Raw genomic sequence first — 26709 nt, 5'->3', positions numbered from 1 at the left:
CGGAGAGCGGGCCCAGCCTCGACACCACCGGTGATGTCCTCACGCGTGGCGCGCTGTATCCACCTGTTCGGCCCACACGCCTTCAGCCGTGTGGGCGACCGCGCCCCGGATCCATGGGAAGCCCGGCGGGATCCGGCGGCCTCGGCCATCGTTGCCGCGGCCTGATCGCGGCTGACGCGTCCCCCTCCGTCACCTCGCGGCGCTTCGTGACTTCTTGACCTTGTTGCCGCACGTGTTCATCGAGCACCAGCGGCGGTTGGCGCCCCGGCTGGTGTCGAGAAACAGCCCCGCGCATCCCGGGCCTTCACAGTTCTTGATGCGGTCGCGTTCGGGGCCCCCGAGGATGCGGATGGCGTCCGTGGCCAGGACCCCGAGGGCGTCACGGACAGGCGTCGTCTTCGTCAAATGCCATCCCGCGCGTTCGTGTTCCAGGGCGGCCTTCGCGTGCCCGGCCGCAGCGATCGTGTTGAGGATGTGGACGTCCTTGGATCGCGGCCGTTCACCGGCGGCGATCGCCGACCCGATCCGGTAAATCGCCTCGCGCAGTTCGAGGGCGTCTTTCAGGCCGGTGGGCGACACCTCAGTGACGCCGAGCCCCGCCGCTCCCAGCCACAACTTCAGCCGTGCGGCATCGGTCAGCCGCTCCCTCGGCGTCCGGCCCGCGCGATCGCTGACGGTGGCGGTGAACCGGAACGCCAGAACCTCGTTGTCCATCCGGAACACACGACGTACGTCCTCGGTCATTCCAGCCTCCCCGGTGAGCAACGACACGCGCCGAACCACCTAAGGCGGTTCGCTTCGATCGTAACGCCATGGCACGCTTGAACCGTCTTGGACGGTTCGATGGAAGGGATGATCGGCGTGAGCGGCATTGCAGTCATCGGTCTGGGAGCCATGGGGCGGCCCATCGCGCGCAATCTCTTGAAGAGCGGCCACGACGTCGTGGTGTGGAACCGCTCCGATGAACCCGCGGACGGACTGGTCGCATTGGGCGCCCGTCGTGCCGCCTCCGTGGCCGAGGCCATGCGGACGCCCGTGGTCTTCTCGGTCCTGTCCGACGACCGGGCCGTCGCTGAGACGTTCCTCGACTCCGGTGTCCTCGCTCAGACCCCGGGCGGGACGGTTCACGTCAACCTCGCCACGGTGAGTGCCGACCTGGCGCGCCGGGCCGACGCGGCGCACGCCGAGCACGGTGTCGGATATGTCGCGGCCCCGGTCTTCGGCCGTGTTCCGGTCGCCGAAGCCGGGGCACTCAATGTCCTTGCGGCCGGCGAGCATGGGCTGCTCGACCGTGTGCAGCCGTTCTTCGACGTGATCGGCTCGCGGACCTGGAGGCTGGGCGACCGCCCGGAGCAGGCCAACATCGTGAAGATCCTAGGGAATTACCTGATCGCGTGCGCGATCCAGTCACTCGGCGAGGCCGTCAGCCTCGCCGAGGGCGCGGGTGTCGACCCCGGGCAGTTGGTGGAGCTGCTGACGTCGACGCTCTTCCCGGGACCGGTCTACAGCGGCTACGGGTCGATGATCGCCGAACGGCGCTACCAGCCGGCCGGATTCACCACGGCCCTGGGCCGCAAGGACCTCCACCTCGCGCTCGATGCGGCGACCGATCAAGGCGTCTCCCTGCCGGTCGGTGAACTGCTGCGTACTGTCTTCGACGATGCGATCGCCGCCGGTCGCGGAGCGGATGACTGGGCGGGCATCGTCGAACAGCAGCGGCGGTGACGGCCGGCCCCCGGCGCTCCGGGCCGGACTGCCGCCGGCCTCAACGTGTCGCGGGGAATCCTCCCCAGACCGAGGCGGGACCGCGCGAAGCGTGCGCGTCGGCGCGGTAGTTGTCGGCGGTGGTGCTGCGCGCGCCCATGGCGTGGTTGTACTGGGCGGCGAACTCATGTTGTCCGGCCGGCACGGTGCGGCCGGGTTTGAGGACCCAGCGGTACACCAGTACGCCGTCGGCCTCCTGGACCGTGACGGTGAAGTCGTCGCTCGGCAGGGTCCGCCAGTTGCCGGTGTTCTTGACTCCGCCAGTCTGCGCGATGCGCAGTTCCACCGTGAGCGAGGTGAGCGGCTGGGCCGTCTTGAGGATGAGGTCGCTCTGGGCCCAGTAGATGTTGTTGTCCGGGCCCATCGAACTCGCCGACCACAGCGGACCGTTCTGGGCCCGGCTGCTGGGGAGCGGAGCTGGACGCGAACTGGTCCGGGGTGTGGGGGCCTGGGTTGGGCCGGTGGGGGTGGGGGACGCCGACGGCGCGGGACGCGGGGTGGCGGTTGGCGAGGGGACGGTCGGAGGCGGGACCGCGGGAGCGGTGTCCGATGGTGACGGGCCTGCGACGATGCCCGCGACGGCGACCCCGCCGGTGGCCAGGATGCCGGCGGTGACGAGACCGGCGAGGGCGGCCTTGGGCCGTGATCTCGTGATCGGGGGAGTGCGGTGCCGGACGGTGGCGCCGGTCGTGCCGCGCTCGATACGCACCAACATCCTTGCGCGGTCGGGCTGGTGGGACTCGGCGGTCTCGCGCAGCCTTCGGCTGATCTCCTCGTTCACCGAGTCCTCCTTCCCTGCGTCAGTTCCCGGGCCGCGCTGATGCCGAGTGCGCGTTCCAGCTCGGCCATTGCCTTAGAGGTCTGGCTCTTCACCGTACCGACCGATATGCCCAGTGCCATCGCGGTGTCCTTCTCCGAGAGGTCGAAGGCGTGGCGCAGCACCACGCACGCCCGTTTCCGGAACGGCAGCCGGGCGAGCGCCGCACGGACGTCCAGGACGGCCGCCACGTCCGGTGGGTCCACTTCTTGGGGGCTGCGGGACCAGAACAGCGCGACCCGGCGTCTCTCGCGGACCGCGCTGCGGATCCGCTCGCGCGCCAGGTTGGCCACCACGCCGCGGGCGTAGGCCAGCGGGTGGTGGGCCGTACGGAATCGGTCCCAGCGTTGCCACAGGGCGACCAGGGCGTCCGCGGCGAGATCGTCGGCCGCGTCCGTCTCGCCGGTCAGGAGGTGGGCGAGACGGGCTAGTTCGGCGTAGTGGCGTTCGAAGAAGTCGTGGAATTCCGTGGACGCGTCATCGAGGAGCATCTCCCTCGGTCGCCCTCTCCCTGTGGTGTGCGCGGTGACAGCCGGCTCGAGCGCACCTGTGGACGCCGGCGCGGCCGGATGGTGGCCGCCCCCGTGGGCGGAGCCGTGATGGTGGGTGGGCAGCACGGTCAACGCCGGGTGAACTGGACGCCGGACGGCTGCGCGACGTCGGGTTTGAGCGCGATCTTGTCGATGGTGAGTCGTTCTCCGTAGATGTCGGTGACCCTGATCGCCCCGCCGCATCCGCTGCCGCCAGGGGAGAGGAAGTAGTTGTAGTCGGTGCGGGGCAGTGGGAGCCAGCCGTCGGCTGTTCTGAGTTCGAGCGCCGCCACCGGGTTGCGGTGGCCGATGACCTGGATGCCGCACCACCAGCGGGTGGACCCGGTCTTGTACCGGATGGAGATCATGTCGGGTGCGGCGGGGCTCAGCAGCGTCCAGCTCACGGGGATCCGACCGAGGGAGGGCGCGGCCAGTTTCGCGAAAGCCTGTGTGCTGAGGTCGAGTTGGCCGGGCGCGCACGGCAGGGGGCACTCGTTGACGATCCGCACGGTGATGGACGACCCGTTGGCGGCGCGAACCAGCACATGTGCCCCGCACGCCTTGGCGGACTCGTAATCGGTGTGGTTCATCGCCGCGATCATGAGATCGCTGGACGGACCGTACAGGCAGGAGCCCCCGCCGTCCCCCGCGGCATAGGAGGTCGCGACTCCCCGGTAGGCGACCCCGGGTTTGATCCGCCCCGCCAGGGACGCCGGCCGAGGGGTGCTGGAGGCGGCGGATCTCGGGATGCCGGTGACTGACGGCCGCGGGCTCGCCGGGCGGGGCAGCGCCGATGCTGTGGCGGCACCGAGCGCCGTGGCTGGTGAACCGGAACGGGACGGGACGCTCGCCGGGGCAGCCGCGACGGATGCCTCCGTGTGATGCCCGGCATCGGCGCCGCTGCTGGGGAGGAGCGTGACGCCCACGCAGGCCAGAACCCCGACGGCCAACACCGCCAACGGAATGCCGAAGGCCTGCCCGCGTCCGCGCCGTGGCCGCGGGGCGCGGTGGTTCGTTGTCCTCATGCCCATCCGTTCATTGCATCGAGTCGACGTCGCACTCTTCAGTGGCCGCCGGAGGCGAAAAGGTTGCCGGTCCGGTTCCGGCATCGCCGCGACCGCGGCGGGCGGCGGCACACGCCGCTGCCCGCCCCCGGCGCAAGGCGATCAGGACAGGTCGCCGTACACCACGCCCCGGCCGTAGCCGCCCAGGTAGACCCGGCCGTACACATCGGGGTCGCCTTCGACGACGGTGATCGCGCTGCCGCCGAACTGGTGCTGGTCGTCGTTGATCCGCAGCCAGCTCGAACCACCGTCGATGGAACGGAACAGCCCGCTGACGCCCTTCACCGTTCCGCTGAGGTAGAGAGCCTGGTGGCCGGCGCCCGGCGCCGCCTTGCCGAAGCCGATGGCGCTCGCCTGCTCGACGCCGCCGAGCTTGGTGAAGCTCGCCCCGGCGTTGGTCGAGTGCTGGAGCCCATTGCTCCCGCCCGCGATCCACAGGTCACCGGTGGCGCCCGGAACCGCCCTGAGCCGGCCCTCGGCGAGCCCCGTGGTCCGGGCGGTGAAGTGCCTGCCGCCGTCGGTGCTGGCGTACAGGGTGCCGCCGCTGAGGGCGTAGAAGGTGTTGCCCGCCGAACGGTCGGCCACCACGGTCGCGTCCTTCGGCAGCCCGGAGACCGGCGCCCAGGCCGAGCCCCGGTTGGTCGAGTAGAACGGGTGCTGGCCCGAGGGCGTCCACACCACGGTGCCGCCGTCCGCGGAGACCGCCACGGTTCCGGCGCCCACACCGCCGACGGGAGGCACGGCGAACGGCGTCCAGTCGGCTCCGCCGTTGATCGAGTACGCGCCGTGCTGCGCGCCGCCGAGACCGACCCGGACCATGAACGCCGGCTTCGCCTGGGCGAAGTCGATGCCCGTGGTGTTGGTGAACAGCGGCTCGGTGAGTGCCTTGGACGGCACCTTGGTCAGGTCCTCGTGCCGGAACCCACCGATGTCTCCGAGCGCGCTGATCAGGGGGAGGCCGGGCGCCTTGGCCAGTGCGAGCACGACGGTCTCCTCCAGTCCCTCGGCCGGGACCGTCCAGTGCGTGGCGCCCCCGCGGTCGGCCGCGGTGACATCGCGGCTGCCCCACATCCCCGACCCGGTGCCGTACAGCACATGCCCGGAATCGAAGGGGTCGATGGCCAGCGCGCCCATCCAGTGCCCGATACCGGAACCCACGTACGGCGCCGCGGAGTTGTCCCGCTTCGAGGTCGCGCCGAGCGCCTTCCAGGAGGCACCCCCATCGGTCGACCTGTACACCTCGTCCGAAGGCCACCACCGGTCCAGGGTGGTGACCATCACCGTGGACGGGTGCTGCGGATCGACGGCAAGCCCGGCGAAGCCGTAGGTGCCGCTGGACGGCGAGACGTTCTTCCATGCCCCGGTGGACGGCGTGTACTTCCACACCGACCCACCCGTCACCCCGTTCGGGCCCGGGGTGTTGGTGTACGTCACATAGAGGGAGCCGTCGCCGGACAGCACACCGTGCTGCGGCAGCTCGCCGGAGGGCCGGCCCGGGACGGCCTGCCAGGTGCTGCCGCCGTCGGTGGAGCGGTAGAGGGAGGTGTTCTTGTCCGCCACGCCCACGTAGATCGTCCTGCTGCCGGCCGGGCCGAACGTCACGAAGGACAGGCCGACTCCACTGCTCGCACCGTCCTTGACCGGGAAGCCGTTCACCTGACTCCAGGTCACGCCGTAGTCGGTGCTGCGCCACAGGCCGTTCTTGCGCGTGCCCAGATAGAGCGTGCCGTGGTGGGCGGGATCCACGGCCAGCCGCTCGCCCATGGACCGGCCGTCCTCGTTGCCGCCCAGCTTGAACGGCAGGTCGGTGCGCTGGAACGTCCTGCCCTGGTCGGAGGAGCGGAGGATCGCGCCGTTGCCCGCCCAGCCGTTGGTGTAGCTGCCGCTCGCGAGGTACACCCGGTCCGGGTCGGCCGGGTCGGTCGCCAGACTCTCGATCCCCAGCAGGTTCCAGTCGGCCCCACCGATCCAGTCGGTCAACGAGGTCCACCGGCCGGCGGTCGGGTCCCAGCGGTACGCGCCGCCCACGTCGGTGCGCGCGTACAGCAGGTCCTTGCGGGAGGGGTTGAAGACCAGCCCGGTGACGAAACCACCGCCCACGATCTGCGCGTTGTGCCAGGTGTACCCGCCGGAGCCGGACGCCTTCACCAGCCGCCACTGCTGGTTGGTACTGCCCCGGTCGGCGTACTGGATGAGCGGCACACCCTCGCCGACGGAGCCTCCCCACACGTCAAGCACCATGCCGCTCGTCCGGGAGACGAACTTCACCGCGGCGTCACCCGCGTCCTCGACCTTCCACTGCTGCGAGGCGGAACCGTGGTCGGTCTGCTGCTCGACGGCGGCGGACGGCTGCGTGGAGCCGCCCCGCACTCCGAGGACCTTGTGGCTGCCGCGATTCTCCAGCTCGACGTATCCGTCCCCCACCGCCCGTAGCCGCCACTGCTGACTCGCGGCACCGGCCACGCGGCTCGACTGCCGTATCCAGGCGCCGTCCGAGGTGTCCGCTCCGGGCACGGCCATCGCTTTGTCGCTGCGGACGGACACCAACGTGTAATAGGTGTCGGGATCCACCGTCGCGGCCTCCGAGGAGGCCTGCACGAACAGCAGGTAGGGACCGAGGACGCCGGGCACGCCCAGCGCCAGACCCAGCGCGGTCCAGCGCCGGCGGTGGCGCCCACGCGTACGTCTCACACCCCCGCCCGCTGCGCGCCTGTGCCCGCTGCGGCCATGGGCCGTGGGATCCATCTCGTTCATGGGGGTTGCTCCTTGCTTCGGCCCTGCCCGTGCGACCGCCGGGATCAGAGGTGCGCCGCGGCCTGCGGGGCTGGACGACCCGTGGGTGTGATCGCCTTGGTGTCACCCGTCAGTTGCCGCCGCTCCGGAAAAGGTTGCCGCCCGCGCCGTACGGTTCACCGGCGACGGCGACGACCCTCGCCGACCGGGCCGCACGAATACGCGGAGGAGAGAGGAGAGGAACCCCAGCCGACGCACGACTGGGGTTCCTCGATGCGGTGAGTACCGCTCAGCGGGTGCGGCTGCCCGAGCCGTGGACCGCTCGTCTCCGCTCCGGCAGGCCGCTCCGCATCACGATCGCCGTGGACGGGCAGATCAGCTCAGCGCTGAAGGGTCAGGACACCCGGCCGCCACGGGAGTTGGTCGTAGGGGCCGCTCGCGGTGGGGGACTTGCCCTGGTAGAGGAATTGCAGATTGCAGGGGTCGACGGTCATGGTCTGGTCGGGATTGTTGCGGACCAGGTCACCATGGCTGATGTCATTGGTCCACGTGGCGCCGCTGTTGGCCTTGCCCGCGAAGGGGTTGCTCTCACTGCCGGCCTGCGGCGTCCACGACCCGCTCAGGCTGGAGGACGTGAACGAGCGGAAGTAACGCTGCTCATTCGCCCCCCGAGCCTCGACGATCATGAGGTACTGGTTCTGGCCCTGCACCTTGTAGACCTGAGGCGCCTCGAACAGGTTCTTCGTCGTATCGCTCATGACCGTCGTGTACGTCGAACCGAAGGTGCCGGGGAAGTTCCCGATCGGCATGCTCGCCCGGTAGATCTTGCCGTTGTCACCGGCGAAGAACAGATACATGTTCTGGTCGTCGGCGATCAGGGTCTGGTCGATCGGCGCGCCGCCAGGGATGCCGCCGGTGAACAGGGGCTGCGGCGAGGACCAGCCGTTGGGGTTGGTGGGGTCGCTCGACGTGCGGTAGATGAAAGGCCACGCACCCCACTGATAGGCCAGCACCCATATTTTCTTGGGCGCGAAGTAGAAGAGCGTGGGGGCCACAGCGGACTGGCTCATCCCGGTCTGGCGGGCCGAGGCCATGTCCGACCAGTTGGTGAACGGACTGAACGCCATGGAACCGTACGACGAGCTCGACACGCTCGACGCGTAGACCAGGTGCTTGCCGTTGTAGGTGACGGTGGTGAAGTCCTTCACCGCGCCCCACCCGTTCGCCGGCTGCGCCAGCACACCCGTCGACGTCCACCGGTATGTCGACGGAAGGGCGCATGTGCCACCCGTCGGCGCGGGCTTCGTCGGGGTCGGCGTACCCGAGGGGCCGCTCCACTTCTGGTTGCCGCCGGACCAGCAGGAGTACAGCTGGATCTTGGTGCCGTTGGCCGTGGCCGCACCGACCGCGTCGAGGCACAGCGTGGACTGGACACCGGCGATGGTGCCGTCGGTGTTGATGGTCCACTGCTGACGGGCGCTGCCGTCGCAGTCCGAGATGACCACCGCGGTGCCGTTGCCGGAGCCCTTGGCGTCCAGGCACTTGGTGCCGTAGACCATCAGCTGTTTGCCCGGGGTGTAGGCCCAGGCCTGGTTCGCCTGTCCGTTGCAGTCCCACAGCTGTGCCTGGGTGCCGCTGGCGGTGGTGGAGCCGTTGATGTCGATACAGCGTCCGGAGGGCACACCCTTGATCTCCCCGCCGGAACCGGCCCCGCCGCCGGGGGTGGTACCGGGGGCGGTCCTGAGGGCATCCATGACGGCGGTGTACGCGGGCTTGGGTTTGCCGTTGTTGTCGAACAGCAGGGGGCTCTCGCCGCTGCGCCAGGAGTCGCGGTCACGGATGCCCCATACCGTGATGCCGGCGCACCGGGCCACGGCCAGGCAGGCGTTGACGGCGTCGGCGTAGGCGGTCGGTGACGCCTGGGCGATGTCGAGTTCGGTGATCTGGACGTCGACGCCGAGGGCGGCGAAGTTGGCCAGGGTGGTCCGGAAGCTCGCGGGCGGGCCGCCGGCGCCGAAGTGGCTTTGGAGACCGACGCAGTCGATGGGCACGCCGCGGGACTTGAAGTCCTTGACCATGTTGTAGACGCCCTGCGTCTTGGCGTCGGTCCAGTTCTCGATGTTGTAGTCGTTGTAACAGAGCTTGGCCGAGGAGTCGGTGGCCCGGGCGGTGCGGAACGCTTCTTCGATGAAGCCGTTGCCGAGCACGTTCTGGAAGACCGAACCGCGGTGCTGCGAGGAGCCGTCGGCGAAGGCCTCGTTGACCACGTCCCAGGCGTAGACCTTGCCCTTGAAGTGGCTCATCTCGGTGGTGATGTGGTTGTTCATCACGCTGCGCAGCGTGTTCGCGTCGCCGATGGAGCGGACCCAGCTGGGCAGTTGTGAGTGCCACACCAGGGTGTGGCCGCGCATGCGCTGCCCATGTGCGGTGGCGTGGTTGACGATCTGGTCGGCGGGGCCGAAGGTGAAGGTGCCGCGGGAGGGTTCGGTGCTGTCCCACTTCATCTCGTTCTCCGGGGTGATCATGTTGAACTCCCGGTCGAGGATGCCCGCGTAGGTCGAGTCGCCGAGCCTGCCGGCGGCCACAGCGGTGCCGAAGTACCTGCCCGAGGGGGCCGCCTGCGTACCCAGGGCGGCGGCTCCGGCCGAGCTGGGGAGCAGCGTCACGACACCGGCGACCACCGCCACTGCCGACAGTCCTGTCGTCAATGTCAGGCGACGCCGGCCGAGCCGGTGCATGCCCTTCATGATTCTCCTCGGGAGCCTTGGGGCACGCACGGTGCCGTGATCGTGTGGGCGTCGGCCGGTACGGGTGGATACGTCGCGGGTCGGGCGCGGAGCGGGACATGTGACCCGGTCGCCCCGGGGGCGTGGATGTGTCGCGTCATGGGGCCGCTTTCTTCAGGGGATACGCCAACGGGAGTTCGGGGAACCCGCCACGCCGCCACGTCATGGTGAGCGGCGGGGAGAGCACCCCACTGAGGGGAGGCTTCCGAACCCGCGGTCTCGTAACAGAAAAGTGGCGCCGCCCGGAGGATTGCTCAGTGATGCATCTCGCGGGCAAAAAGTGTTATGCCGAGCCCAGTTGTCTGGTCGTCGTGGCGGAGAGGGGGCGGCGGGATCGCCGACGGTCATCGCGCGACTTGTTCCCCCATGCGCAGGGCGATGCTCTCAAGTCGGTTTCGGGCAGGCCCAGTTGACTCATGCGTCCGGCCCAGCCGTCTCAAGCCTCACGAGGAGGTCGTTCAAATCCAGGCTTTGCGCAGGAGGAAGGAGGCCTGGTCGGCGAAGGCCCGGGTGCCGTCGGAGCCATCGAGCCATATGCCACCGTCGCGGCAGCGGATCACCGACCCCGGATAGTTGTGTGCGTGCAGGGTCACTGACCCGGCGACCGTCCCGGGGCGCGGACAGAAGGTGGCGTCTTCACGGAACAGTTGGCTGCCGTCGTTGGTGCTCAGCCGTAGCCGCAGGTCGCGATGGCGCAGATAACGGCCGTCGGCCGCGCGGAAGGTGACGCACCGTGTATCGGCCAGACCCCCGACGACCGTGAAGGTGACCCGCTGCCGTGTCCGCGCGTCGCTGGCGGCGGAGACCCGGCCGAGCGTCGCGAAGTCGTCGCCATAGGTGAAGTACAGGGCAGGGTGGGCCACGGACTCCAGCGACCGTGCGCCCAGCGGAACAGTGCCTGCGGTGGCGGACGGACTCACGGGGGGCGGGCCGGCCGGCGTGGCCACGCGCGAGGGGATCGGCGTGGGACTGCCGACAGGGGGAGCCGCGACGACGCCGGGCACCCGATGCGCCGGCTCGGGCCAGGCAGCGTAGGTGGCGGCCCCGGTGACCAGCACAGCGCTGGTGGCGAGGGCCACCAGCGGATGAGCGGTCACCGCGGAGAGCTTGCCGATCAGCGCGGTGTGCAGACTGCCTCCCGCCGACGCCGAGTTGACGGCGATGTGTGCCGTGGCCAGGCCGGCGGCGCTCGCAGCCGTACCCGAGAGCAGGCCCTTGGCGGCCAGCGCGGCGACGAGCCCGGCCGGGACCGCCAGCGGCGCGATGCCGAGGAGGAGCAGCTCGGTCGGCACACGTGTCGACGTCGTCGCCGCGCAGACCGGGCAGCCGCGGATGTGGCGAGCGATCCGCTTGCGCCACACCGATGTGTGGAGACCGTCCCAGCCGACGACGGTCTCCTCCAGCCGCGGACAGCGCGGGTCGGCCTCCATGGCGGCGACGATCGTCCGGGTCAGTTCCAGCTGCTCGCGCATGCGTTGGAGGCGCACTCCGACATGGGCGACCGTGAGCCCCGTCGCGGCGGCGATGTCGTCGCGGCTCAGCAGGCCGGCGTTCTCCTGCCACCACAGCGACAGCAGCGTCCGGTGGTCCGGGTCGAGCCACCGGCCGGCTTCGACGATCTGGCGGCGCTCGTCGGACACCCGCAGGCGCAGGATCGTCATGTCCTCAGGCGCGGCGCCGGGGTCCGGTATCTGGTGTGCCTCGTCGATGACCGCGGTCCGGTCGGCGAAGGCGCGGCGGCGGTGCCGGTGGGTACTGATCTGGCGAAGCGTGATCGACACCAGCCAGGACCGGAAGCTCTCCGGGGCACGCAGGGCAGGCAGGTCGCGCACCACACGCAGCAGGGTTTCCTGGACGACGTCGTCGACGTCAGCATGTCCGCTCAGCGCTCGCCCGACGATGTTGTAGAGCAACGGCAGGTACGCGGCGATCAGTTCCTCGCGCGCCCGGTCGTCACCGGCCTGCGCCGCGACAACCAGCCCCGCGTGATCCGCGTCCATGAACTCCCCCATCCTCACCTCCCTCAGGGAGTGATCCGCCGACTGCGGCGCCATACCGTAACGTCCGTCCCGCACACCCGACCAGCCCAGCGCCTTTCCATGCATGGTTTGTCACACGTGCTGGGCGGGCGTACGGCACGTGGTCCCGCTCCGAGCTCGCGACGGCAGGGCTCGTTGAAGGCCGGGACCGCGACGAGCCGACGGCGCGGCCGTCATCCAGTACACCTGCAACGGTGCCGCCAACCAGCAGTTGACCCTCAACCCGGTGACAGCCCTCGGGAACGGCAAGGAATTCCAACTCGTCGCCGTCCACAGTGGCAAGTGCGTTGACGTCAGCAACGTCTCGACCACGCCCGGCGCGCTGGTCCACCAGTGGAGCTGTGACCCGGCCGGCGCCCTCGGCACCAAGAGGAACCATATCTGGCGGTCGCAGGGCAAGAGCTGAGCGGGTTTGCGGGTGGGGGGAAGGTGCGTCAGGCGGTGGTGCAGGGCGAGCCGTTGAGGCTGAACGAGGCGGGGAGGGAAGTGTCGCCGGTGTGGTTGGCCTGGAAACCGAAGGAGGTGGAGGCGCCGGGGGCCAGCGTGCTGTTGTAGCCGAGGTTTCCGGCGGTGACCTCGCCGGTGGCCGGGGTGAGGGAGGCGTTCCAGGAACTCGTCACGGTCTGTCCGGCGGGCAGCGTGAAGGCCAGCGACCAGCCGTTGAGCGTGGTCGAACCGGTGTTGGTGAGGGTGATGTCCTCGGTCAGGCCGCTGTTCCAGGCATTGACCACGCCGCTCACCTTGCACGAGGCACCGGGAGTGGGGGAGGGGCCGGATCCGCCGCCGAGGGCGGTGGCGGAGGCGGTGTACGCGGGCTTCGGCCGGTAGTTGGCGTCGTACATGGTGGCGGCGCCGTAGCCGGGGAAGGTGCCCGGGATCCAGGAGTCCGAGTCCCCGACGCCCCACTGGGTGATGCCCACGCAGCCGGTGACGGCCAGACAGGTACGGACCACCGCGGCGTAGTCGCTCGCCTGCTGGGCGAGAGCGGACGCGGTCGCGGGGAGCTGGATGCGGTCGTCGAGCTCGGTGATCGCGACATTGACGCCGAGGGCGGCGAACCGCTGGAGGTTGGCCTTGAAGGTGGAGGGGATCTGGCCGAGGACGAAGTGGGCCTGGAAGCCGACCCCGTCCAGCGGGACGCCCTGACTCCTGAGCGACTTCACCAGGTTGTACATGGCGTCGCTCTTCGGGTTCTGGCCCTCGATGTTGTAGTCGTTCAGGTACAGCCTGGCGGTCGGGTCGGCGGCGCGGGCGGTGCGCAGCGCGTCGGCGACGAAGCCGCTGCCCATGGCGTTGTAGAAGGCGTCGGAGCGGAAGGTGCCGTCCTCGTTGAACGGCTCGTTCACCACGTCCCAGGAGTAGAGCCTGCCTTTGTAGTGCGCCACCTCCTTGGTGATGTGGTTCTCCATCGCGGCCCTCACCTGGGTGGTGGGCAGACTGCTCACCCACGACGGGAGCTGACTGTGCCAGACCAGGGTGTGGCCGCGCAGCCTCATCGAGTTGGCCTGGGCGAAGGAGACGAGCCTGTCGGCGGGGGCGAAGTTGAAGCTGTCCCGTGCGGGCTCGGTGGTGTCCCACTTCATTTCGTTGCCGGGGGTGAGCATGCCGAACTGGCTGCCTGCGACGGCGGTGAGTGCGGAGTTGTTCAGGTCGCCCTGCGTCATGGCGGTACCGAAGTAGAGGCCCTTCGACTCGGCGAGCGAACGCAGGGTGCTGTCCGCCGCGCCGGCCTGGCCGGTGGGGAGCAGGGCGGCGGCCAGGGCTGCGACCGCGGTGACCGAGGCGGCGCCGAAGGCGCGCCGGGCGTATGGGGGGAGGGGGATGCGGAGCGTCCGGACTGACACCGGCGTGGTCCTTTCTCTGTGAGGGAAGAGACGGACGTGCGGTGGGGCGTGGAACGCGGACCGTGCGGCAGGCCGGTCGAAAGTTTCGGTCCTGCCGCCGATTCAGTCGGTGACCCTAGGGCCGCCGTGATGGTCCGTCAACCGCGCGGGACGACATCGGTGGCGGGGCGGTGCTGCTCCGCTCGACGAGGCTGGTCGCCAGATCCACCCGCTGCGCTCCGGGCCGGTTGCCCCGGGCCAGGTCGATCACCATGCGGGTGGCGACCTCGGCCATCTCGGTCAGCGGCTGGCGGACGGTGGTGAGCGGGGGGCCGACCCATCGGGCCAGAGGCAGATCGTCGAAGCCCACCACGCTGAGGTCCTCGGGGATGCGCAACCCCAGCTCACGGGCTGCCTCGTAGAGCCCGAGCGCTTGCAGGTCGTTCCCCGCGAACACGGCGGTCGGCCGGTCGGGCAGGCTCAGCAGCTCCAGCCCGATCCGGCGGCCGGCCTCATGGTGGAAGTCGCCCTCGCGGAGCAGCTCCGGGTCATGGGCGATGCCCGCCATGTCGAGGGCCGCCCGGTATCCGTCGGCCCGGGCCCGGCTGCACATCATCCGGGCCGGCCCGCCGAGCAGGCCGATCCGGCGGTGGCCGAGTTCGAGCAGGTGACGGGTGGCGGCCAGGCCGCCGTCCCAGTTGGTGGTGCCGACGGCGGGCACCCCCTGGCCCGGGTCGCCCGCCGGGTCCATCACCACGAACGGGATGTCACGGCCGGCCAGTTGCTCCTGCTGGGAGGGGGCCAGGCCGGACAGGACCAGGAGGACGCCGGTGGGGCGACGGGCGAGCACTCCGTCCACCCAGGACTGGCCCGGGGTGAGCCGCCCGGACGACTCCGAAAGCACGATGCTCAGCCCCTCCTCGCGTGCCACGTTCTCGACGCCGCGGATCACCTCCATCGCCCAGACGCTCTCCAACTCGTGGAAGACGAGCTCAAGCAGGGGGTTGCTCTGGGTGCCGCGCCGCCGCCGGTAGCCGTGTCGGCGCAGCAGCTCCTCGACCCGCTCCCGGGTGGCCCGGGCCACGTCGGCTCGGCCGTTGAGGACTTTCGAAACAGTCGGGGCCGAGACCCCTGCTTCCCGCGCGATCTCGGCGAGCGTCGCGGCTCTGGTCACGGGACTCTCCTGAACTGCCCTGCTGGGCCAGCGTAGTTGCGGGCGGCCGACGGCACGGATGGTAGCCGGTCGGCCGGTGGGACCGGATCCCGCCAGAACTCTTGACGGGTGTCGAGAGCGGTCCTAGTTTGCCCACAACATTCGTCAAAATCTCCGAAACATTCGAATGATGGGCAGGGTATGGCATCGAGATTCGCCGCGATCGCCGCGGCCAGCGCACTCGTCCTGGGCATGACCGCGGCGTGCGGATCGGGCGGGGCCTCCTCCGGCGCGGGCTCCGGGACGATCCATGTGATGGTCTACGGCGACGCCACCAACAAGGTCGAGAAGCAGATCGCCGAGACCTTCAACAAGACCTCCAAAGTCAAGGTGGTGCTCGACACCGTCCCCGGCGCGGACTACCAGCAGAAGCTGCAGACCGTCATCAACACCCCCCAGGCCCCGGACATCTTCTTCAACTGGGGCGGCGGCTCCATCAAACCCTTCGTCAAGGCGGGCCTGCTGCTTCCGCTGGACGGCTTCATCGCCAAGGACCCGGGACTGAAGGCCAACTTCCTGCCGTCGGTGTTCAACTCGGCGGTCGTGGACGGCAAGCCGTACGGAGTGCCGATGCGCGGTACGCAGCCGGTGCTGCTGTTCCACAACAAGAAGGTGCTGGCGGACGCCGGACTGACCCCGCCGCGGACCTGGGAGGAGCTGGTCGCCGACACCAAGGTGCTGAAAGCCAGGGGCATCACGCCGATCGCGCTCGGCGGCGGCGACCAGTGGCCCACGCTGATGTGGTTCGAGTACCTCTACGACCGGATCGCCGGGCCCGGCCTGCTGCAACGGGCGGTGGGCGGCGACCGGGCCGCCTGGGCGAGCGAGGACAGCCGCAAGGCGCTGGCCGTCGTCAAAGAGCTGTCCGAATCCGGCGCGTTCGGCGGCAACTTCGACTCCGTGAAGTTCACCGACGGCGGCTCACCGGCCCTGGTGGCCCGGGGCAGGGCCGCCTTCGAACTCATGGGGTCCTGGTACTACTCCACCCAGCAGGACGCCAACCCGGACTTCGCCGAGTCGGGCCTCGGATACACGGGCTTCCCCACGCTCAGCGGCGGCAAGGGCGACCCGGCCGACATCGTCGGCAACACCAACAACTTCTACTCGGTGCTGAAGAAGACGAAGCACCCGGAGACCGCCGCCGCCTTCCTGAAGCTGATGTACTCGCAGGAGTTCGTCAAGGCGCAGCTCGCCGTGGGCAACCTGCCCACCACCGTCAACACGGTCGACTTCCTCGACACGGCGGCCAGCCCCGCGTACTCCACGTACCAGTACGGACTGGTCAAGTCCGCCCCCTCGTTCCAGCTCTCCTGGGACCAGGCGTACCCGCAGAGCGCGTCCACCCCGATGCACACCGCCATCCAGCAGTACTTCGACGGCAAGATCGATGCCGACGCCTTCATCAAGGCCATGCAGGCCTTGCCCCTGTCATGAAGCGCGTCCCGAAGTCCGGCGCGGGCGTGGCGCGGCCCGGCTTCGCCTGGGCGGCGCCCGCCGTGGTGTTCTTCGTGCTGTTCGCGATCGCGCCGCTGGCCCTGGTCGCCGTGCTCTCCTTCACCAGCTGGGACGGCATCAGCGAGCCGCGCTTCAACGGCCTGGACAACTGGGACGCGCTGATCCACGACCCGGTGATGAGCCAGTCGGTCTGGACCACGCTGCTGCTCACCGCCCTCGGCGTGCTCACCCAGACGCCGGTCAGCCTCCTCCTCGGGGTGTGGGCCGCGGGACACCAGCGCAACCGGGCCGTGCTGTCGGCGGTCTACTTCGTACCGCTGCTCCTGTCGGCCACCGCCGTGTCGGTGGTGTGGCGAGCCGTCCTGGACCCCAACTTCGGCGTGCCCTCCCAGCTGACCTGGCTCTTCGGCGACGGCAATCTGCTCGGCAGCCGCGGTGGCGCGCTCGGGGTCCTCACCTTCGTGGGGGTGTGGCAGTTCACCCCGCTCCACGCCCTGATCTACCAGGGTGGCGCGCGAGCCATCCCGCAGGTGCTCTACCAGGCCGCCGCGGTCGACGGCGCGGGCATGGTCCGGCAGTTCTTCCACGTCACCCTGCCGCAGCTGCGCAACACCGCCATCACCTCGCTGGTGCTGATGGTGGCCGGCGGACTCACCACCTTCGACACCGTACTGATCCTCACCCAGGGCGGCCCCGGCACCGACACCACCGTCAGCGCCTTCTACATGTACCAAAAGGCGTTCAAGAGCTACGACTTCGGAACCGGGTCGGCCATCGCCCTGGTGCTGGTGGTCGTCGCCACCCTGATCTCCCTGGCCGTGGTCAAACTCTCCGGCTACGACCGGATGCGCGGCACGACGGAGGGACTGTGATGCGCCGGCGCCCCAACTACTTGGCTGGACTCGGCTCGTTGATCTGGCTGCTGATCGTCGGCCTGCCGCTGTACGTGCTGCTGCTCGCCACCTTGCGCACCCGCACCGACTACTCCACCCAGGGCCCGATCAGCTGGCCCGCACAGTGGACCCTGCGGAACTACCTCACCGACCTGTCCAACGGCTTCGGCCGGGACTTTTTCAACACCCTGACCGTCACCGCCGGCGTGGTCGCCCTCGTCCTGCTGGTCGTTCCGCCGCTCGCGTACGCCATCGTACGGGCCCGGGGCCGCGCCACCGGGTGGGTGTTCCGGCTCTTCCTCCTCGGCCTGGCGATACCCGCCCAGGCGGTGATCGTGCCGATGTTCTACCTGATCAGCAAGGCCGGGCTGTACGACCACCTGATCGGTGTCATCCTGCCGACCGCGGCCTTCTGCCTCCCGGTCTGCACCCTGGTCCTCACCGGCGCCATGCGCGACATCAACCCCGAGCTGTACGAGGCGATGGCGATGGACGGCGCCTCCCCGGCCCGGGTCTTCCGGCAACTGGTGCTGCCCCTGTCCAAGGGCGGCCTGTCCTCCATCGTGGTCTTCGCCGCCCTCCAGGCGTGGAACGGCTTCCTGTTCCCGCTCGTCCTCACCCAGTCCGACTCGACCAAGGTCATCACCCTGGGCCTGTACGAGTTCCAGACCGAACACGGCGTCGACGTACCCGGACTGCTCAGCGCCGTGGTGCTGTCCATGCTTCCCATCCTTGTCGTCTACCTGTTCGCCCGCCGCGCCCTCGTCCAGGGCCTGATGGGTGTGGGAGGAAAATGAGTGACACCCGGCCCCCCGCCGCGGACGGTGTTCCCGCCTGGCGGGACACCTCGCTCACCCCGCAAGCCCGGGCCGACGCCCTGATCGCGGCCATGACCCTGAGGGAGAAGGCCGCCCAGCTGGTCGGCGTCTGGGTCGGTGCGAGCGACGAGGGCGGTGAAGTCGCCCCGCACCAGCACGAGATGGAGGATCCGCCCGACCTGGACACCCTGCTGCCGTACGGGCTCGGCCAGCTGACCCGCCCCTTCGGCACCGCCCCGGTAGACCCGGCGCTCGGCGCCCTCTCGCTGACGCGCACCCAGCGCCGGATCGCCGCCGCCAACCGCTTCGGCATCCCAGCCCTGGCCCACGAGGAGTGTCTGGCCGGCTTCGCCGCCTGGGGCGCCACCGCCTACCCCGTGCCCCTGTCCTGGGGCGCCGCCTTCAACCCGGCGCTGGTGCGTCGGATGGCCGCCGAGATAGGACGCGACCTGAGGTCCGTCGGGGTGCACCAGGGCCTCGCGCCGGTCCTCGACGTGGTGCGCGACGCCCGCTGGGGACGGGTCGAGGAGACCATCGGAGAGGACCCGTACCTGGTCGCCACCATCGCCACGGCCTATGTCCAGGGCCTGGAGTCGGCCGGGGTCGTCGCCACCCTCAAGCACTTCGCCGGGTATTCCGCCTCCCGCGCCGGGCGCAACCTCGCGCCCGTCTCCATGGGCCCGCGTGAACGCGCCGACATCATCCTGGCGCCGTTCGAGATGGCCGTCCGTGAAGGCCGCCCCCGCTCGGTCATGCACGCCTACACCGACACGGACGGCATCCCCGGCGCCGCGGACGAGGATCTGCTCACCGGCCTGCTCCGGGACACCTGGGGCTTCACCGGAACGGTGGTCGCCGACTACTTCGGCATCGCCTTCCTCAAAACCCTGCACGGCGTCGCCGAGGACTGGCCGGAGGCCGCCGCCCTGGCCCTCACCAGCGGCGTCGACACCGAACTGCCGACCGTGAAGACCTACGGGCAGCCCCTGCTCGACGCCGTCGCCTCCGGGCTCGTCCCGGAGCGGCTCATCGACCGGGCGCTGCGCCGGGTGCTCGTCCAGAAGGTCCAACTCGGCCTGCTGGACCCGGACTGGGACCCCGTGCCCGAGGTCCTCGCCGGCGCCGACCCGAGCGAACCGGAGTCGCTGCGCGGCACGGTCGACCTCGACCGGGCCGCCGGCCGGGCCGTCGCCGCCGAACTCGCCGAACAGGCCGTGGTGCTGCTGCGCAACGACGGTCTGCTGCCGCTGCGCGATCCCGCCCGGATCGCGCTGATCGGCCCCAACGCCGAGGAGCCCACCGCCGTCCTGGGCTGCTACGCCTTCCCCGTGCACGTGGGCAGCCGGAACCCGGACGTGCCACTCGGCATCGAACTCCCCACGCTGAGCGAGGCGTTGAAGTCCGAGTTCGCCCGGAGCGAGGTACGGACCGTGCGCGGGGTGGGCATCGACACCGACGACGCCGACGGAATCCCGGAAGCGGTGTGTGCCGCACGGCAGGCCGATGTCGTGGTGCTGGCCCTCGGTGACCGGGCGGGCCTGTTCGGCCGGGGCACCAGCGGCGAGGGATGCGACGCCGAATCACTCCAACTGCCGGGCATCCAGCACCAGTTGCTCGACGCGTTGCTGGACTGCGGTACTCCGGTCGTGGTCACCCTGCTGGCCGGGCGTCCGTACGCGCTGGGCCGAGCGGTGCGCGAGGCCGCGGCGATCGTCCAGTGCTTCTTCCCCGGCGAGGCGGGCACGCAGGCCGTGGCGGGGGTGCTGAGCGGACGGGTCAATCCGTCCGGGCGGCTGCCGGTCAGTATCCCGGCACACCCCGGCGTGCAGCCCTCGACGTACCTCGCCGCGCGGCTGGCCGGGGCGAGCGGTGTCTCCAGCAGCGACCCGACACCCGCGTACGGATTCGGGCACGGGCTGGGGTACAGCGATTTCGCCTGGTCGGGACTGGTGGTGGAGACCGACGAGACCGGCACCGACGGCGAGTTCCGGCTCGCCTTCGAACTGCGCAACATCGGCGAGCGGGCGGGCAGCGAGGTGGTCCAGCTCTACCTGCACGACCCGGTGGCGAGCGTGGTGCAGCCGGTGCAGCGGCTGATCGGCTACCGGCGGATCAAGCTGGCCGCCGGCGCCGGGTGCCGGATGGAACTGACGGTCCCCGCCGACCTGGCCTCCTTCACCGGTCGCGGCGGCCACCGGATCGTCGAACCGGGCACCCTGGAACTGCGCATCGCAGCCTCCAGCACCGATGCCCGCTTCACCGTGCCGCTGCGCCTGAGCGGCCCGGTCCGCCCGCTCGACCACACCCGCCGCCTCCACGCCACCGTCACCGTGCGGGCTCTGCACACGACCGGTCCCGGGGTGGGCCGATGAAAGGCCCCGGCGGCCGGAAGCGGCGGCCGGGGCGATGACGGTCTGGGTCAGGACGTCATGCCGGTGACCAACGTCCGGAGCGAGCCGACCGCTTCCTGGACACCATGGCGGACTGCAGAACCCAGGGACCCGGCGGCGCCGGCGGCACCGGTGGCGCCGCCACGGTGGCGGCGCTCGCCGATGGTGGTCAGGAGGTGGGCTGGATTGCCCACAGCAGGTTGGTGCTGGCCACCCAGGTCCACTGCTTGGTCGCGGACCCGGAGGGGACCTGTCCGCCGCCGTCGAGGACAAGTCCGGTGCTGCGGTTGGCAATTGAGTACAGACCGTTGCCGCGGTCGGTGATCTGCCACTGCTGGTGAGGACCGCCGTTCCAGGCCGCTTGCCGGGCGGGCGCGCCGTCGCTGGTGGAGCCCCAGCCGTCGACGACCATGCCGTTGGCGCGGTTGATCAGCCTGTAGTAGCCGTTGTCGAGGTCGACAACCTGCCACTGGAGGTTGGGGCTGTCGACCGGCGTCCACTGCTTGAGGTTCGAACCGCTGGTGACGGTGCCGCCGCTGTCCAGGGCCAGACCGTCCGTGACGTTGATGAGCCGGAAGTGGGAGGCCGAGTCGAAGGTGACCTTCAGGGAGGCGATGGCGTCGTTGTTGCCGGTCACCCGCAGGTCCGGAGTGTCCGCGGTGAACGTCCAGGCCGTACCGGTGAAGTTGTCGCCGGAGTAGCCGGTCACCGCATACCCCTGCGGGACCCTCAGCGAGGAGATGGCCAAGGGCCCCACCCCCGCGGCCGACAGCTGGGAGGAGGTGTAGTCGCCCCGCGGCAGGACGGCGCTCGCCGAGGAGTAACCGACATCCTGGTACACCGTCACCCTGGCCCCGCCGACGGACGTGGGGACACCGCTGACCTCGACACAGACCACGGAGTCATAGGGGTCGGGGGGAGTGGTCGGCACGGTGACACTGATCTGGCCGCCGTCGACGGTGTAGGTGAGCGAAGCCGAGGGGTCGCTCATCAGGTGGACGCGGTTGATCGTGTTGGTGATCGCCGGGATCTTCAGTACGCCGTCGGCGGTCCAGGTGAAGACGTGGGCGAACAGCTTGCCGTCCTTCTTGGTGGCCCTGCCCCAGGCCGGATCGCCGGCGAAGGGGCTTGCCGTGGCTCCGTGGACGCTGTCGCCGTACGTCGACATCCAGGAGGCCAGGCCGCGCAGAATGGTCACGGATCCGGCGGTGACCGAGCCGTCGCCCTTGGGGCCGATGTTCAGCAGGAAGTTGCCGTCCCGGGAGACGCATGTGACGAGTTCCTGGACGAAATCGCCGAGGGGACGGTAGGAGTTCTCGGCCCCCGCGTTGTAGCCCCAGGCACCGTTCATGGTGTCGCATCGCTCCCACTGCCGTTGCGGTGGCGCATCGGGTATTCCGAACTCCGCGACGCTGTAGTCGCCCAGTCCGAAGTCCCGTTTGACCCGTTCGTTGACGACGAGGCCGGGCTTGCGGGAGATCAGCCAGTTGTACAGGTCGACGCCGTCCGACCGGAGCCACCAGTCCTGGAGAGTGGGCTGGGCGGGTTCGGCGAACCAGTCGCCGTCGAACCACAGGAGTGCCGGGTCGTACCGGTCCAGCAGCTCCTGCAGCTGGGCCTTCATGTCCGCGATATACGCGGTTCTGGCGGACTGCGAGGCCATGGTGGTGAGGCCGCCCCGGTCGGTCTGGGAGGGGTGGTTCCAGTCCAGGATCGAGTAGTAGAGCCCGAACTTGACTCCCCTCGCCTCGCACTCGGTTTTGAGTGCCGCGAGCAGATCGCCCTGGACGCCCGCGTAATCGTGCAGGTTGTACAGCTTGGTACCGGTGGTGTCGGTGAAGCCGGGGACGTTTGAGTCCCACATGGCGAAGCCCTCATGGTGCTTGGCGGTGATCACCAGATACTTCATGCCGGCGTCCAAGGCGAGTTGGGCGATGGCGGCGGCGTTGAAGGCGGTGGGGTTGAAGTGCGCGGACACCTGGGCCTGATAGGCGGCCTTGGACCAGTTCTCGTTGTTGAACGCCCATTCACCATGACCGAGGTGGGAGTAGGACCCGAAGTGGATGAACATCCCGAAGCGTGCCTGGTACCACCAGCCCATCTTCGAGGGGACGGGATACGCCTCGGCGGTGGCGGGTAACAGGCCCTGCGGCAGCCCGAAGGCCACCACGCCTCCGGCAAGCGCGGCAGCCTTGATCAGGGAACGTCTGCTCATGGGGGCAGAGGACATGATGCGGCTCCTGGATCGTGGGGGTGCTGGTCGTGGCAGGGGCGCCTGAAGAGACGTCAGGTCAGCCAGCACCTCGGTCGGCGTGCGGTGGGCCTGCGGTCGGCCCGCGTTCCGGTCTTCAGACCCGGTCACGTACATCGGATGAATTTATAGGCGCTGCCTGCTGTGGCGTCCAGGGGGCAAGCAGAACTTCGTGGATTCAACTGGTCAGCCTGATATCCAGCCAAGATCGGAATTACTTGCCACCGGTGGTCGACTCGAACTTCCGAAATAGCTCGGATCTATGGCGCCCTGGGAGACGGAGTGGGGCGAGGGGTGACACCGTGCCTGCGGCGCACTGCGTGCTGGGTCCACCCCGCCGGCAGGCTCGGCGGTGCTCGGGCACAGGGCAGCGGTGTACTTGACGAACTGGTCGTACTGCCGGGCGGTCAGGACGTAGTTGATGCTCCTGGTGGAGAGCAGTGACCGCCTACCAAGGTCGCGGCCAAGTGGCGTGCGGGGGAACGCAGTTACCTTGCCCCGCGACCTCAACGACCGGTTGTGATTCCCTCGTCCGGCCGGCGCGGGGTATCAGCTGGACGAGGTGTCCTGCCCCGCGCACCCCGCTGATCACTGACTCGCCGTAGGAGTGACCGAGCACGGTCGCAGGTTCCGGCAACGCGTCGATGGCAGCCTGGACCCGCGGCTGCGTCAGCGGGCAAGGAGCCCCTGTGGAGCTCGGAAACGACGACTTCGGTTCCTGCGGCCCGCAGACGTTCGGCCACCAGGGCACAGTGCTCGGGACGGTGATACGGGCCATGAACGAGCACCACGGCGGCCAAGCGCATGTCTCCTCGGGTCGGTGTCCGACACGGAGTCCAGGGCTGGTCAGCCGTATCGTCGCAGCAGTCCGTCCACGTACGCCTCGAGCCGTTCTCCCATCACCGGGGACGTCAGATCGTCCCGCCCCAGGTCACGCCACGGGCCGGCCAGCTTCGCGGCGTCGGGGCAGTAATGCAGGGCGTCGAGCAGGCACCAGTACAGGTGGTCGGCGTCGTCGGCGAGGCCACGGCCGCCCTGGGCCTCGTACCGCTCGCGGAAGTCCAGCCCGTACGCCGGCCCGTGCAGCAGCGCGAGCGCGGTCGAGCAGTGTGCCACGTCCAGGTCGGCGGGTCCCCACGAGGTCTCGACCCAGTCCACGACACCTGTGATCCGCAGCTCGGATCCGGCTCCCGTGAACAGCACGTTCCCGGGGTGGAAATCGCGGTGCAGGAAGCAGCCTTCGTACGGCGGCGGGTCGCGGCGGATCACTTCCACGGCCCGCTCCCACAACGCACCGTCCGGGGTCCGGGCGCGTTCCGGGGACGTCCAGGCTTGGTAGGCGCGAGGTTTTTCGGCCGGTACGACGCCGTGGATGCGGACGAGCTGGGCCGCGAGCAGGTCCAGGCGCCGGTCGAGGTCGTCCTCGTCGATGCGGACGCGGCCCGGTAGCGCGGACATCAACAGGGTCGGGTGGTCGCAGTGTTCGGCCGCGGCGTCCACGGCGACGAGACCGGGCGCGGGAATGCCTTCCTGTCCGGTGAGCAGGGCCAGGACGGACGCCTCGCGGGCCAGCAGCCCCGGTCCGTGGTGGCGGAAGAACGGTTTCACGAGGGTCCGTTGCACCAGGTCCGTGCCGTCATCGAGGGTGAGCCGGCGCATCTGGGAGCTCCAACCGCCGGACAGTGGGCGAGAGTTGGTGACCGACCGGCCGTTGGCGAGTTGCTGGGCTACCCATGTACGCGTTGCCGCCCAGCCGCGGTCTTCGAGGCCGGTAAGGAGTGCCTCGACGAACTCGTGCCGGTCCTCGGCGCGATCACGGAACCACAATCCCAGCTGGTGCTGTGCATCGGGCAGGTCGAATCGTGTGTACTGAGCGCGTTTGGTCAGCGCAGCCTCCACGGCCTCGGTCACCGAGGGCGGGATCACCGTGTCTGTGCCTGGAACGGCGAGCACCGCCCGACCGTCGTACGCCTCCAACACCTCAAGGGCGGGCGCCCCACACCAGCTGTCCGGCTGCCGGATGATCCCGCTGAACCGACCGTTCGCATCCCCGAAGGCCACGTCCCACGCCTCGGCGGTGTACACGGCGGGAGCGCACAGCCCGAGCGCCGCCACCCGATCTCCATAGTGCCGGACGAGATCGGCCACGGTCTGGCCGCTCATGCTGAACCCCACCAGGACCAGCGGTCGGTCCGGTGCCGCATAGGCGTCGATCACCGACACGGCCTGCTCGAACCGTCGTCGCAGGCTCAACTCGGCGATCTTTCCGGTGCTTTCGCCGTGTCCGGAAAAGTCGAAGGCAACCCCTCGACAGCCGCGGGCCACGAACTCCCGCACCAGCGGAAGCGATCGCTCCTTGCTGCTGGTGCCCGCACCATGCAGCACGACGGCGGTGGCCCCAGAAGGATCACCGCCGTACACACCGCTGAGCTGCTCACCGTCGTGGTTGTGCGTGAAGTCGAAGAGCATGCCCCCTATTCACTCACACCGTGGTCTGCGTTCTGTGAGAGTGCCGTAGCAAGCAGCCGTCCCTCCCTGCTCCGCGGTCGCTGGCCGCCAGGGCTGTCAGAGGCGTTCGTGGACGACCGGCGCGCGGCTACTGCGAGGCAACCGCCTTCGCGGCGCCGACTTCGACGGCGTCCAGGACACGGTGGTGGGAGCCCTCTGGCCGGTTGGTGGGGTAGGAGGCGGACTGAGCCGGGCCGGCAAGGGAGTTGAAGAGCCGCACGATCTGCGGGACCGACTTCTTGAAGGCCCCGTTGTGATCGACTTCTCCCTGGTCGGTCACCGGAGCTGTCTTCCCGTGCGCGGCCAGTTGCCTGGCGCAGCTGAGCGTGTTGCCGATCGGCACATCGGTGTCGCCGGTCGCGGTGTAGAGCCGGACCGGCACGTCGGGTTTCCAGTCGCAGCTGTGGTCATTGTCCCGCATGGCGTCGAGCAGGGCGCCGCGGGGGTGCTGGAGCCGCGCGTAGAACTCCGGAGTGAGCATCTCCTTCACCGTGGCGGGCAGCGCTGCGAGTACCTCTTCCGTGGTGTGGTGGGTGTCGAGGAGCTCCTCGACGACCCGGGCGTACGGCTCCCGAAAAGCGTTCCTTGTGTCCCCGTACAGGGGGTGCAGCCGATTTTGCGCGGTGAGCCAGTACGCCATGTACAGCACCCCGCTGGTGTCGTTCACCCGCCCGTCGAAGAGCGCGGGCATCTCCTGTTTCGCGATGTCGTACGGCCCCGACACCGGGGCGAGCGCCTTCAGCCGGAAGTGCGCGTCGGCGCCTTGGCTCAGCGCCCGGCCGAGCGCCATGGCGACCTGCCCGCCCTGCGAGAAGCCGGTGCCGTACACGTCCCCGGTCAGCGGGCGCCCCAGCTCGCGGGCGGCGGTGCGGGTGGCCCGCAGCATGTCGAGTGAGGCGGACACGGCGGAAGCGGTGTCCATGTACGGGTGCCGCCCGGGGCCCTTGCCGAGCCCCAGATAGTCGGGCGCGGCGACGGCCCGGCCGGCCGAGGCGTGCAGATACGGCGAGAGCCGTCCGTCGTCCTCGCCGACCGAGGGGGCGTAGTCGCGATCGACCATGGTGCCGTGGGTGTCCGCGACGAGATCCAGCCGGGTGTGGCGCCCGTCGTCGGGCAGCACGAGCAGGCCGGTGGCGGTGGTGCGGGCTCCTTGCGGGGTGATGGTGCGGTACGTGATCCGGTAACCGCGCACGCCGTAGCGGACTTCGGTGCTGTCGATGCCAGCCGACTTGAGGAAGTCGGAGACCTGGGAGGGGGTGTGGGTGGATACGGCCTCGACGGAGACGAGGTCGCCCCGCTGGGTGGCGGGGTGGGCCTGGGTGGCGGGGCGGGCCTGGGCGGCAGCCCCGTATTCCCCAACCCCCATGGCCAGCAGGGTAGTTACTGCCAAAATCTGGACACTCGCTGTCTTCATGCCTCGAACGTAGGGGCCCGCGGCTCCTACGGACATCCGGCAACCCCCCGCCCGCGACGGGGCCCCAGACCCCATGTCGGCAGGGGGCCTACCCCCTGCCGCAAACCGGCTACTGGCCACCGTCGCGAGGTCGGTGCACTGCGGGCGCCTCGCCGACGCTCCGGTCGACACGGGCCCCGAGGAAGCGCGGGCCGTGGCCGCGGCCAAACGG

General features: G+C 69.8%; 18 protein-coding genes and 2 pseudogenes. 6 read left to right on the top strand and 14 right to left on the bottom strand.

Annotated features, from left to right (window positions below; all coding sequences use genetic code 11):
* Positions 1-189 precede the first annotated feature (189 nt).
* Positions 190-744 (bottom strand): ABATE domain-containing protein, encoded by a 555-nt coding sequence (locus N4G70_RS12545; protein WP_261712667.1) that lies wholly within the window; start codon positions 742-744, stop codon positions 190-192.
* An 87-nt stretch (positions 745-831) separates the two neighbouring features.
* Between N4G70_RS12545 and N4G70_RS12540 the strand changes: the two genes are divergently transcribed.
* The gene (locus N4G70_RS12540; RefSeq protein ID WP_261712666.1) at positions 832-1725 is read left to right on the top strand and encodes an NAD(P)-dependent oxidoreductase; all 894 of its coding nucleotides are present in this window, start codon (positions 832-834) and stop codon (positions 1723-1725) included.
* 40 nt (positions 1726-1765) lie between these two features.
* On the opposite strand, the gene N4G70_RS12535 is transcribed toward N4G70_RS12540, so the two are convergent.
* From N4G70_RS12535 to N4G70_RS12510, 6 genes are all read right to left on the bottom strand, one after another.
* Positions 1766-2545 carry a hypothetical protein gene (locus N4G70_RS12535; protein ID WP_261712665.1) on the bottom strand — a complete coding sequence of 260 codons (780 nt, stop codon included), beginning with the start codon at positions 2543-2545 and terminating at the stop codon, positions 1766-1768.
* Positions 2542-3072: a SigE family RNA polymerase sigma factor gene (locus N4G70_RS12530; protein ID WP_261712664.1), complete on the bottom strand. Its 531-nt coding sequence runs from the start codon at positions 3070-3072 to the stop codon at positions 2542-2544. The genes N4G70_RS12535 and N4G70_RS12530 overlap by 4 nt, the downstream gene beginning before the upstream one ends.
* A gap of 128 nt (positions 3073-3200) precedes the next feature.
* Positions 3201-4136: an expansin EXLX1 family cellulose-binding protein gene (locus tag N4G70_RS12525; RefSeq protein ID WP_261712663.1), complete on the bottom strand. Its 936-nt coding sequence runs from the start codon at positions 4134-4136 to the stop codon at positions 3201-3203.
* Between the two features lie 141 nt (positions 4137-4277).
* A complete protein-coding gene (locus tag N4G70_RS12520; protein WP_399035184.1) occupies positions 4278-6866 on the bottom strand; it encodes an RICIN domain-containing protein in 2589 nt (862 codons plus the stop codon).
* Between the two features lie 422 nt (positions 6867-7288).
* Positions 7289-9655 carry a non-reducing end alpha-L-arabinofuranosidase family hydrolase gene (locus tag N4G70_RS12515; RefSeq protein ID WP_261712661.1) on the bottom strand — a complete coding sequence of 789 codons (2367 nt, stop codon included), beginning with the start codon at positions 9653-9655 and terminating at the stop codon, positions 7289-7291.
* 497 nt (positions 9656-10152) lie between these two features.
* Positions 10153-11706, bottom strand: a complete 1554-nt coding sequence (locus N4G70_RS12510) for a sigma-70 family RNA polymerase sigma factor (protein WP_261712660.1) — start codon at positions 11704-11706, stop codon at positions 10153-10155.
* A 193-nt stretch (positions 11707-11899) separates the two neighbouring features.
* Between N4G70_RS12510 and N4G70_RS12505 the strand changes: the two are divergent.
* Positions 11900-12139 (top strand): annotated as a pseudogene (locus tag N4G70_RS12505) (RICIN domain-containing protein); the annotation flags it as partial.
* A 28-nt stretch (positions 12140-12167) separates the two neighbouring features.
* Here N4G70_RS12505 and N4G70_RS12500 read toward each other — a convergent pair.
* Both N4G70_RS12500 and N4G70_RS12495 read right to left on the bottom strand, forming a co-directional pair.
* Positions 12168-13577, bottom strand: coding sequence for an endo-1,4-beta-xylanase (locus N4G70_RS12500; RefSeq protein WP_261712659.1), 1410 nt, complete (start codon positions 13575-13577; stop codon positions 12168-12170).
* Between the two features lie 115 nt (positions 13578-13692).
* Entirely contained in the window at positions 13693-14730 is a 1038-nt protein-coding gene (locus N4G70_RS12495; RefSeq protein WP_261712658.1) for a LacI family DNA-binding transcriptional regulator, read from the bottom strand.
* A 180-nt stretch (positions 14731-14910) separates the two neighbouring features.
* On the opposite strand from N4G70_RS12495, the gene N4G70_RS12490 reads away from it, so the two are divergent.
* The 4 genes from N4G70_RS12490 to N4G70_RS12475 are packed head-to-tail and all read left to right on the top strand — an operon-like array spanning position 14911 to position 20307.
* Positions 14911-16203: an ABC transporter substrate-binding protein gene (locus N4G70_RS12490; RefSeq protein WP_261712657.1), complete on the top strand. Its 1293-nt coding sequence runs from the start codon at positions 14911-14913 to the stop codon at positions 16201-16203.
* Positions 16200-17096, top strand: coding sequence for a carbohydrate ABC transporter permease (locus N4G70_RS12485; protein ID WP_261712656.1), 897 nt, complete (start codon positions 16200-16202; stop codon positions 17094-17096). The genes N4G70_RS12490 and N4G70_RS12485 overlap by 4 nt, the downstream gene beginning before the upstream one ends.
* Positions 17096-17914 carry a carbohydrate ABC transporter permease gene (locus tag N4G70_RS12480; RefSeq protein WP_261712655.1) on the top strand — a complete coding sequence of 273 codons (819 nt, stop codon included), beginning with the start codon at positions 17096-17098 and terminating at the stop codon, positions 17912-17914. Before N4G70_RS12485 ends, N4G70_RS12480 begins: the two co-directional genes overlap by 1 nt.
* Positions 17911-20307, top strand: coding sequence for a beta-glucosidase (locus N4G70_RS12475; RefSeq protein WP_261712654.1), 2397 nt, complete (start codon positions 17911-17913; stop codon positions 20305-20307). The genes N4G70_RS12480 and N4G70_RS12475 overlap by 4 nt, the downstream gene beginning before the upstream one ends.
* Before the next feature lie 47 nt (positions 20308-20354).
* Here the strand turns inward: N4G70_RS12475 and N4G70_RS12470 are convergent, their stop codons facing one another.
* The 5 genes and pseudogenes from N4G70_RS12470 to N4G70_RS12450 all read right to left on the bottom strand — a co-directional run bounded on the left by N4G70_RS12470 (position 20355) and on the right by N4G70_RS12450 (position 26450).
* On the bottom strand, positions 20355-20519 hold the full coding sequence (locus N4G70_RS12470; RefSeq protein ID WP_261712653.1) for a hypothetical protein: 165 nt from the start codon (positions 20517-20519) through the stop codon (positions 20355-20357).
* The gene (locus tag N4G70_RS12465; RefSeq protein WP_261712652.1) at positions 20495-22555 is read right to left on the bottom strand and encodes an alpha-L-fucosidase; all 2061 of its coding nucleotides are present in this window, start codon (positions 22553-22555) and stop codon (positions 20495-20497) included. Before N4G70_RS12465 ends, N4G70_RS12470 begins: the two co-directional genes overlap by 25 nt.
* A gap of 550 nt (positions 22556-23105) precedes the next feature.
* Positions 23106-23376, bottom strand: a pseudogene (locus tag N4G70_RS12460) (alpha/beta hydrolase); the annotation flags it as partial.
* A 46-nt stretch (positions 23377-23422) separates the two neighbouring features.
* A complete protein-coding gene (locus tag N4G70_RS12455) occupies positions 23423-25045 on the bottom strand; it encodes an alpha/beta fold hydrolase (RefSeq protein WP_261712651.1) in 1623 nt (540 codons plus the stop codon).
* A gap of 127 nt (positions 25046-25172) precedes the next feature.
* Complete coding sequence (locus N4G70_RS12450) at positions 25173-26450, bottom strand: alpha/beta hydrolase (RefSeq protein WP_261712650.1); 1278 nt, start codon at positions 26448-26450, stop codon at positions 25173-25175.
* Positions 26451-26709 lie beyond the last annotated feature (259 nt).

The organism is Streptomyces sp. ASQP_92, from assembly GCF_025399895.1.
Taxonomy (GTDB): Bacteria; Actinomycetota; Actinomycetes; order Streptomycetales; family Streptomycetaceae; genus Streptomyces.
The sequence above is the reverse complement of the archived record's forward strand: the minus strand, read 5'-3'. Positions and strand labels throughout refer to the sequence as shown.

Bases quoted from the DNA above. Each gene is read 5' to 3' on its own strand.
- N4G70_RS12480 (WP_261712655.1), top strand. From the start codon at position 17,096: ATGCGCCGGCGCCCCAACTACTTGGCTGGACTCGGCTCGTTGATCTGG.
- N4G70_RS12475 (WP_261712654.1), top strand. From the start codon at position 17,911: ATGAGTGACACCCGGCCCCCCGCCGCGGACGGTGTTCCCGCCTGGCGG.
- N4G70_RS12515 (WP_261712661.1), bottom strand. From the start codon at position 9,655: ATGAAGGGCATGCACCGGCTCGGCCGGCGTCGCCTGACATTGACGACA.
- N4G70_RS12530 (WP_261712664.1), bottom strand. From the start codon at position 3,072: ATGCTCCTCGATGACGCGTCCACGGAATTCCACGACTTCTTCGAACGC.
- N4G70_RS12510 (WP_261712660.1), bottom strand. From the start codon at position 11,706: ATGGGGGAGTTCATGGACGCGGATCACGCGGGGCTGGTTGTCGCGGCG.
- N4G70_RS12525 (WP_261712663.1), bottom strand. From the start codon at position 4,136: ATGAGGACAACGAACCACCGCGCCCCGCGGCCACGGCGCGGACGCGGG.
- N4G70_RS12545 (WP_261712667.1), bottom strand. From the start codon at position 744: ATGACCGAGGACGTACGTCGTGTGTTCCGGATGGACAACGAGGTTCTG.
- N4G70_RS12490 (WP_261712657.1), top strand. From the start codon at position 14,911: ATGGCATCGAGATTCGCCGCGATCGCCGCGGCCAGCGCACTCGTCCTG.
- N4G70_RS12450 (WP_261712650.1), bottom strand. From the start codon at position 26,450: ATGGGGGTTGGGGAATACGGGGCTGCCGCCCAGGCCCGCCCCGCCACC.
- N4G70_RS12465 (WP_261712652.1), bottom strand. From the start codon at position 22,555: ATGTCCTCTGCCCCCATGAGCAGACGTTCCCTGATCAAGGCTGCCGCG.
- N4G70_RS12485 (WP_261712656.1), top strand. From the start codon at position 16,200: ATGAAGCGCGTCCCGAAGTCCGGCGCGGGCGTGGCGCGGCCCGGCTTC.
- N4G70_RS12455 (WP_261712651.1), bottom strand. From the start codon at position 25,045: ATGCTCTTCGACTTCACGCACAACCACGACGGTGAGCAGCTCAGCGGT.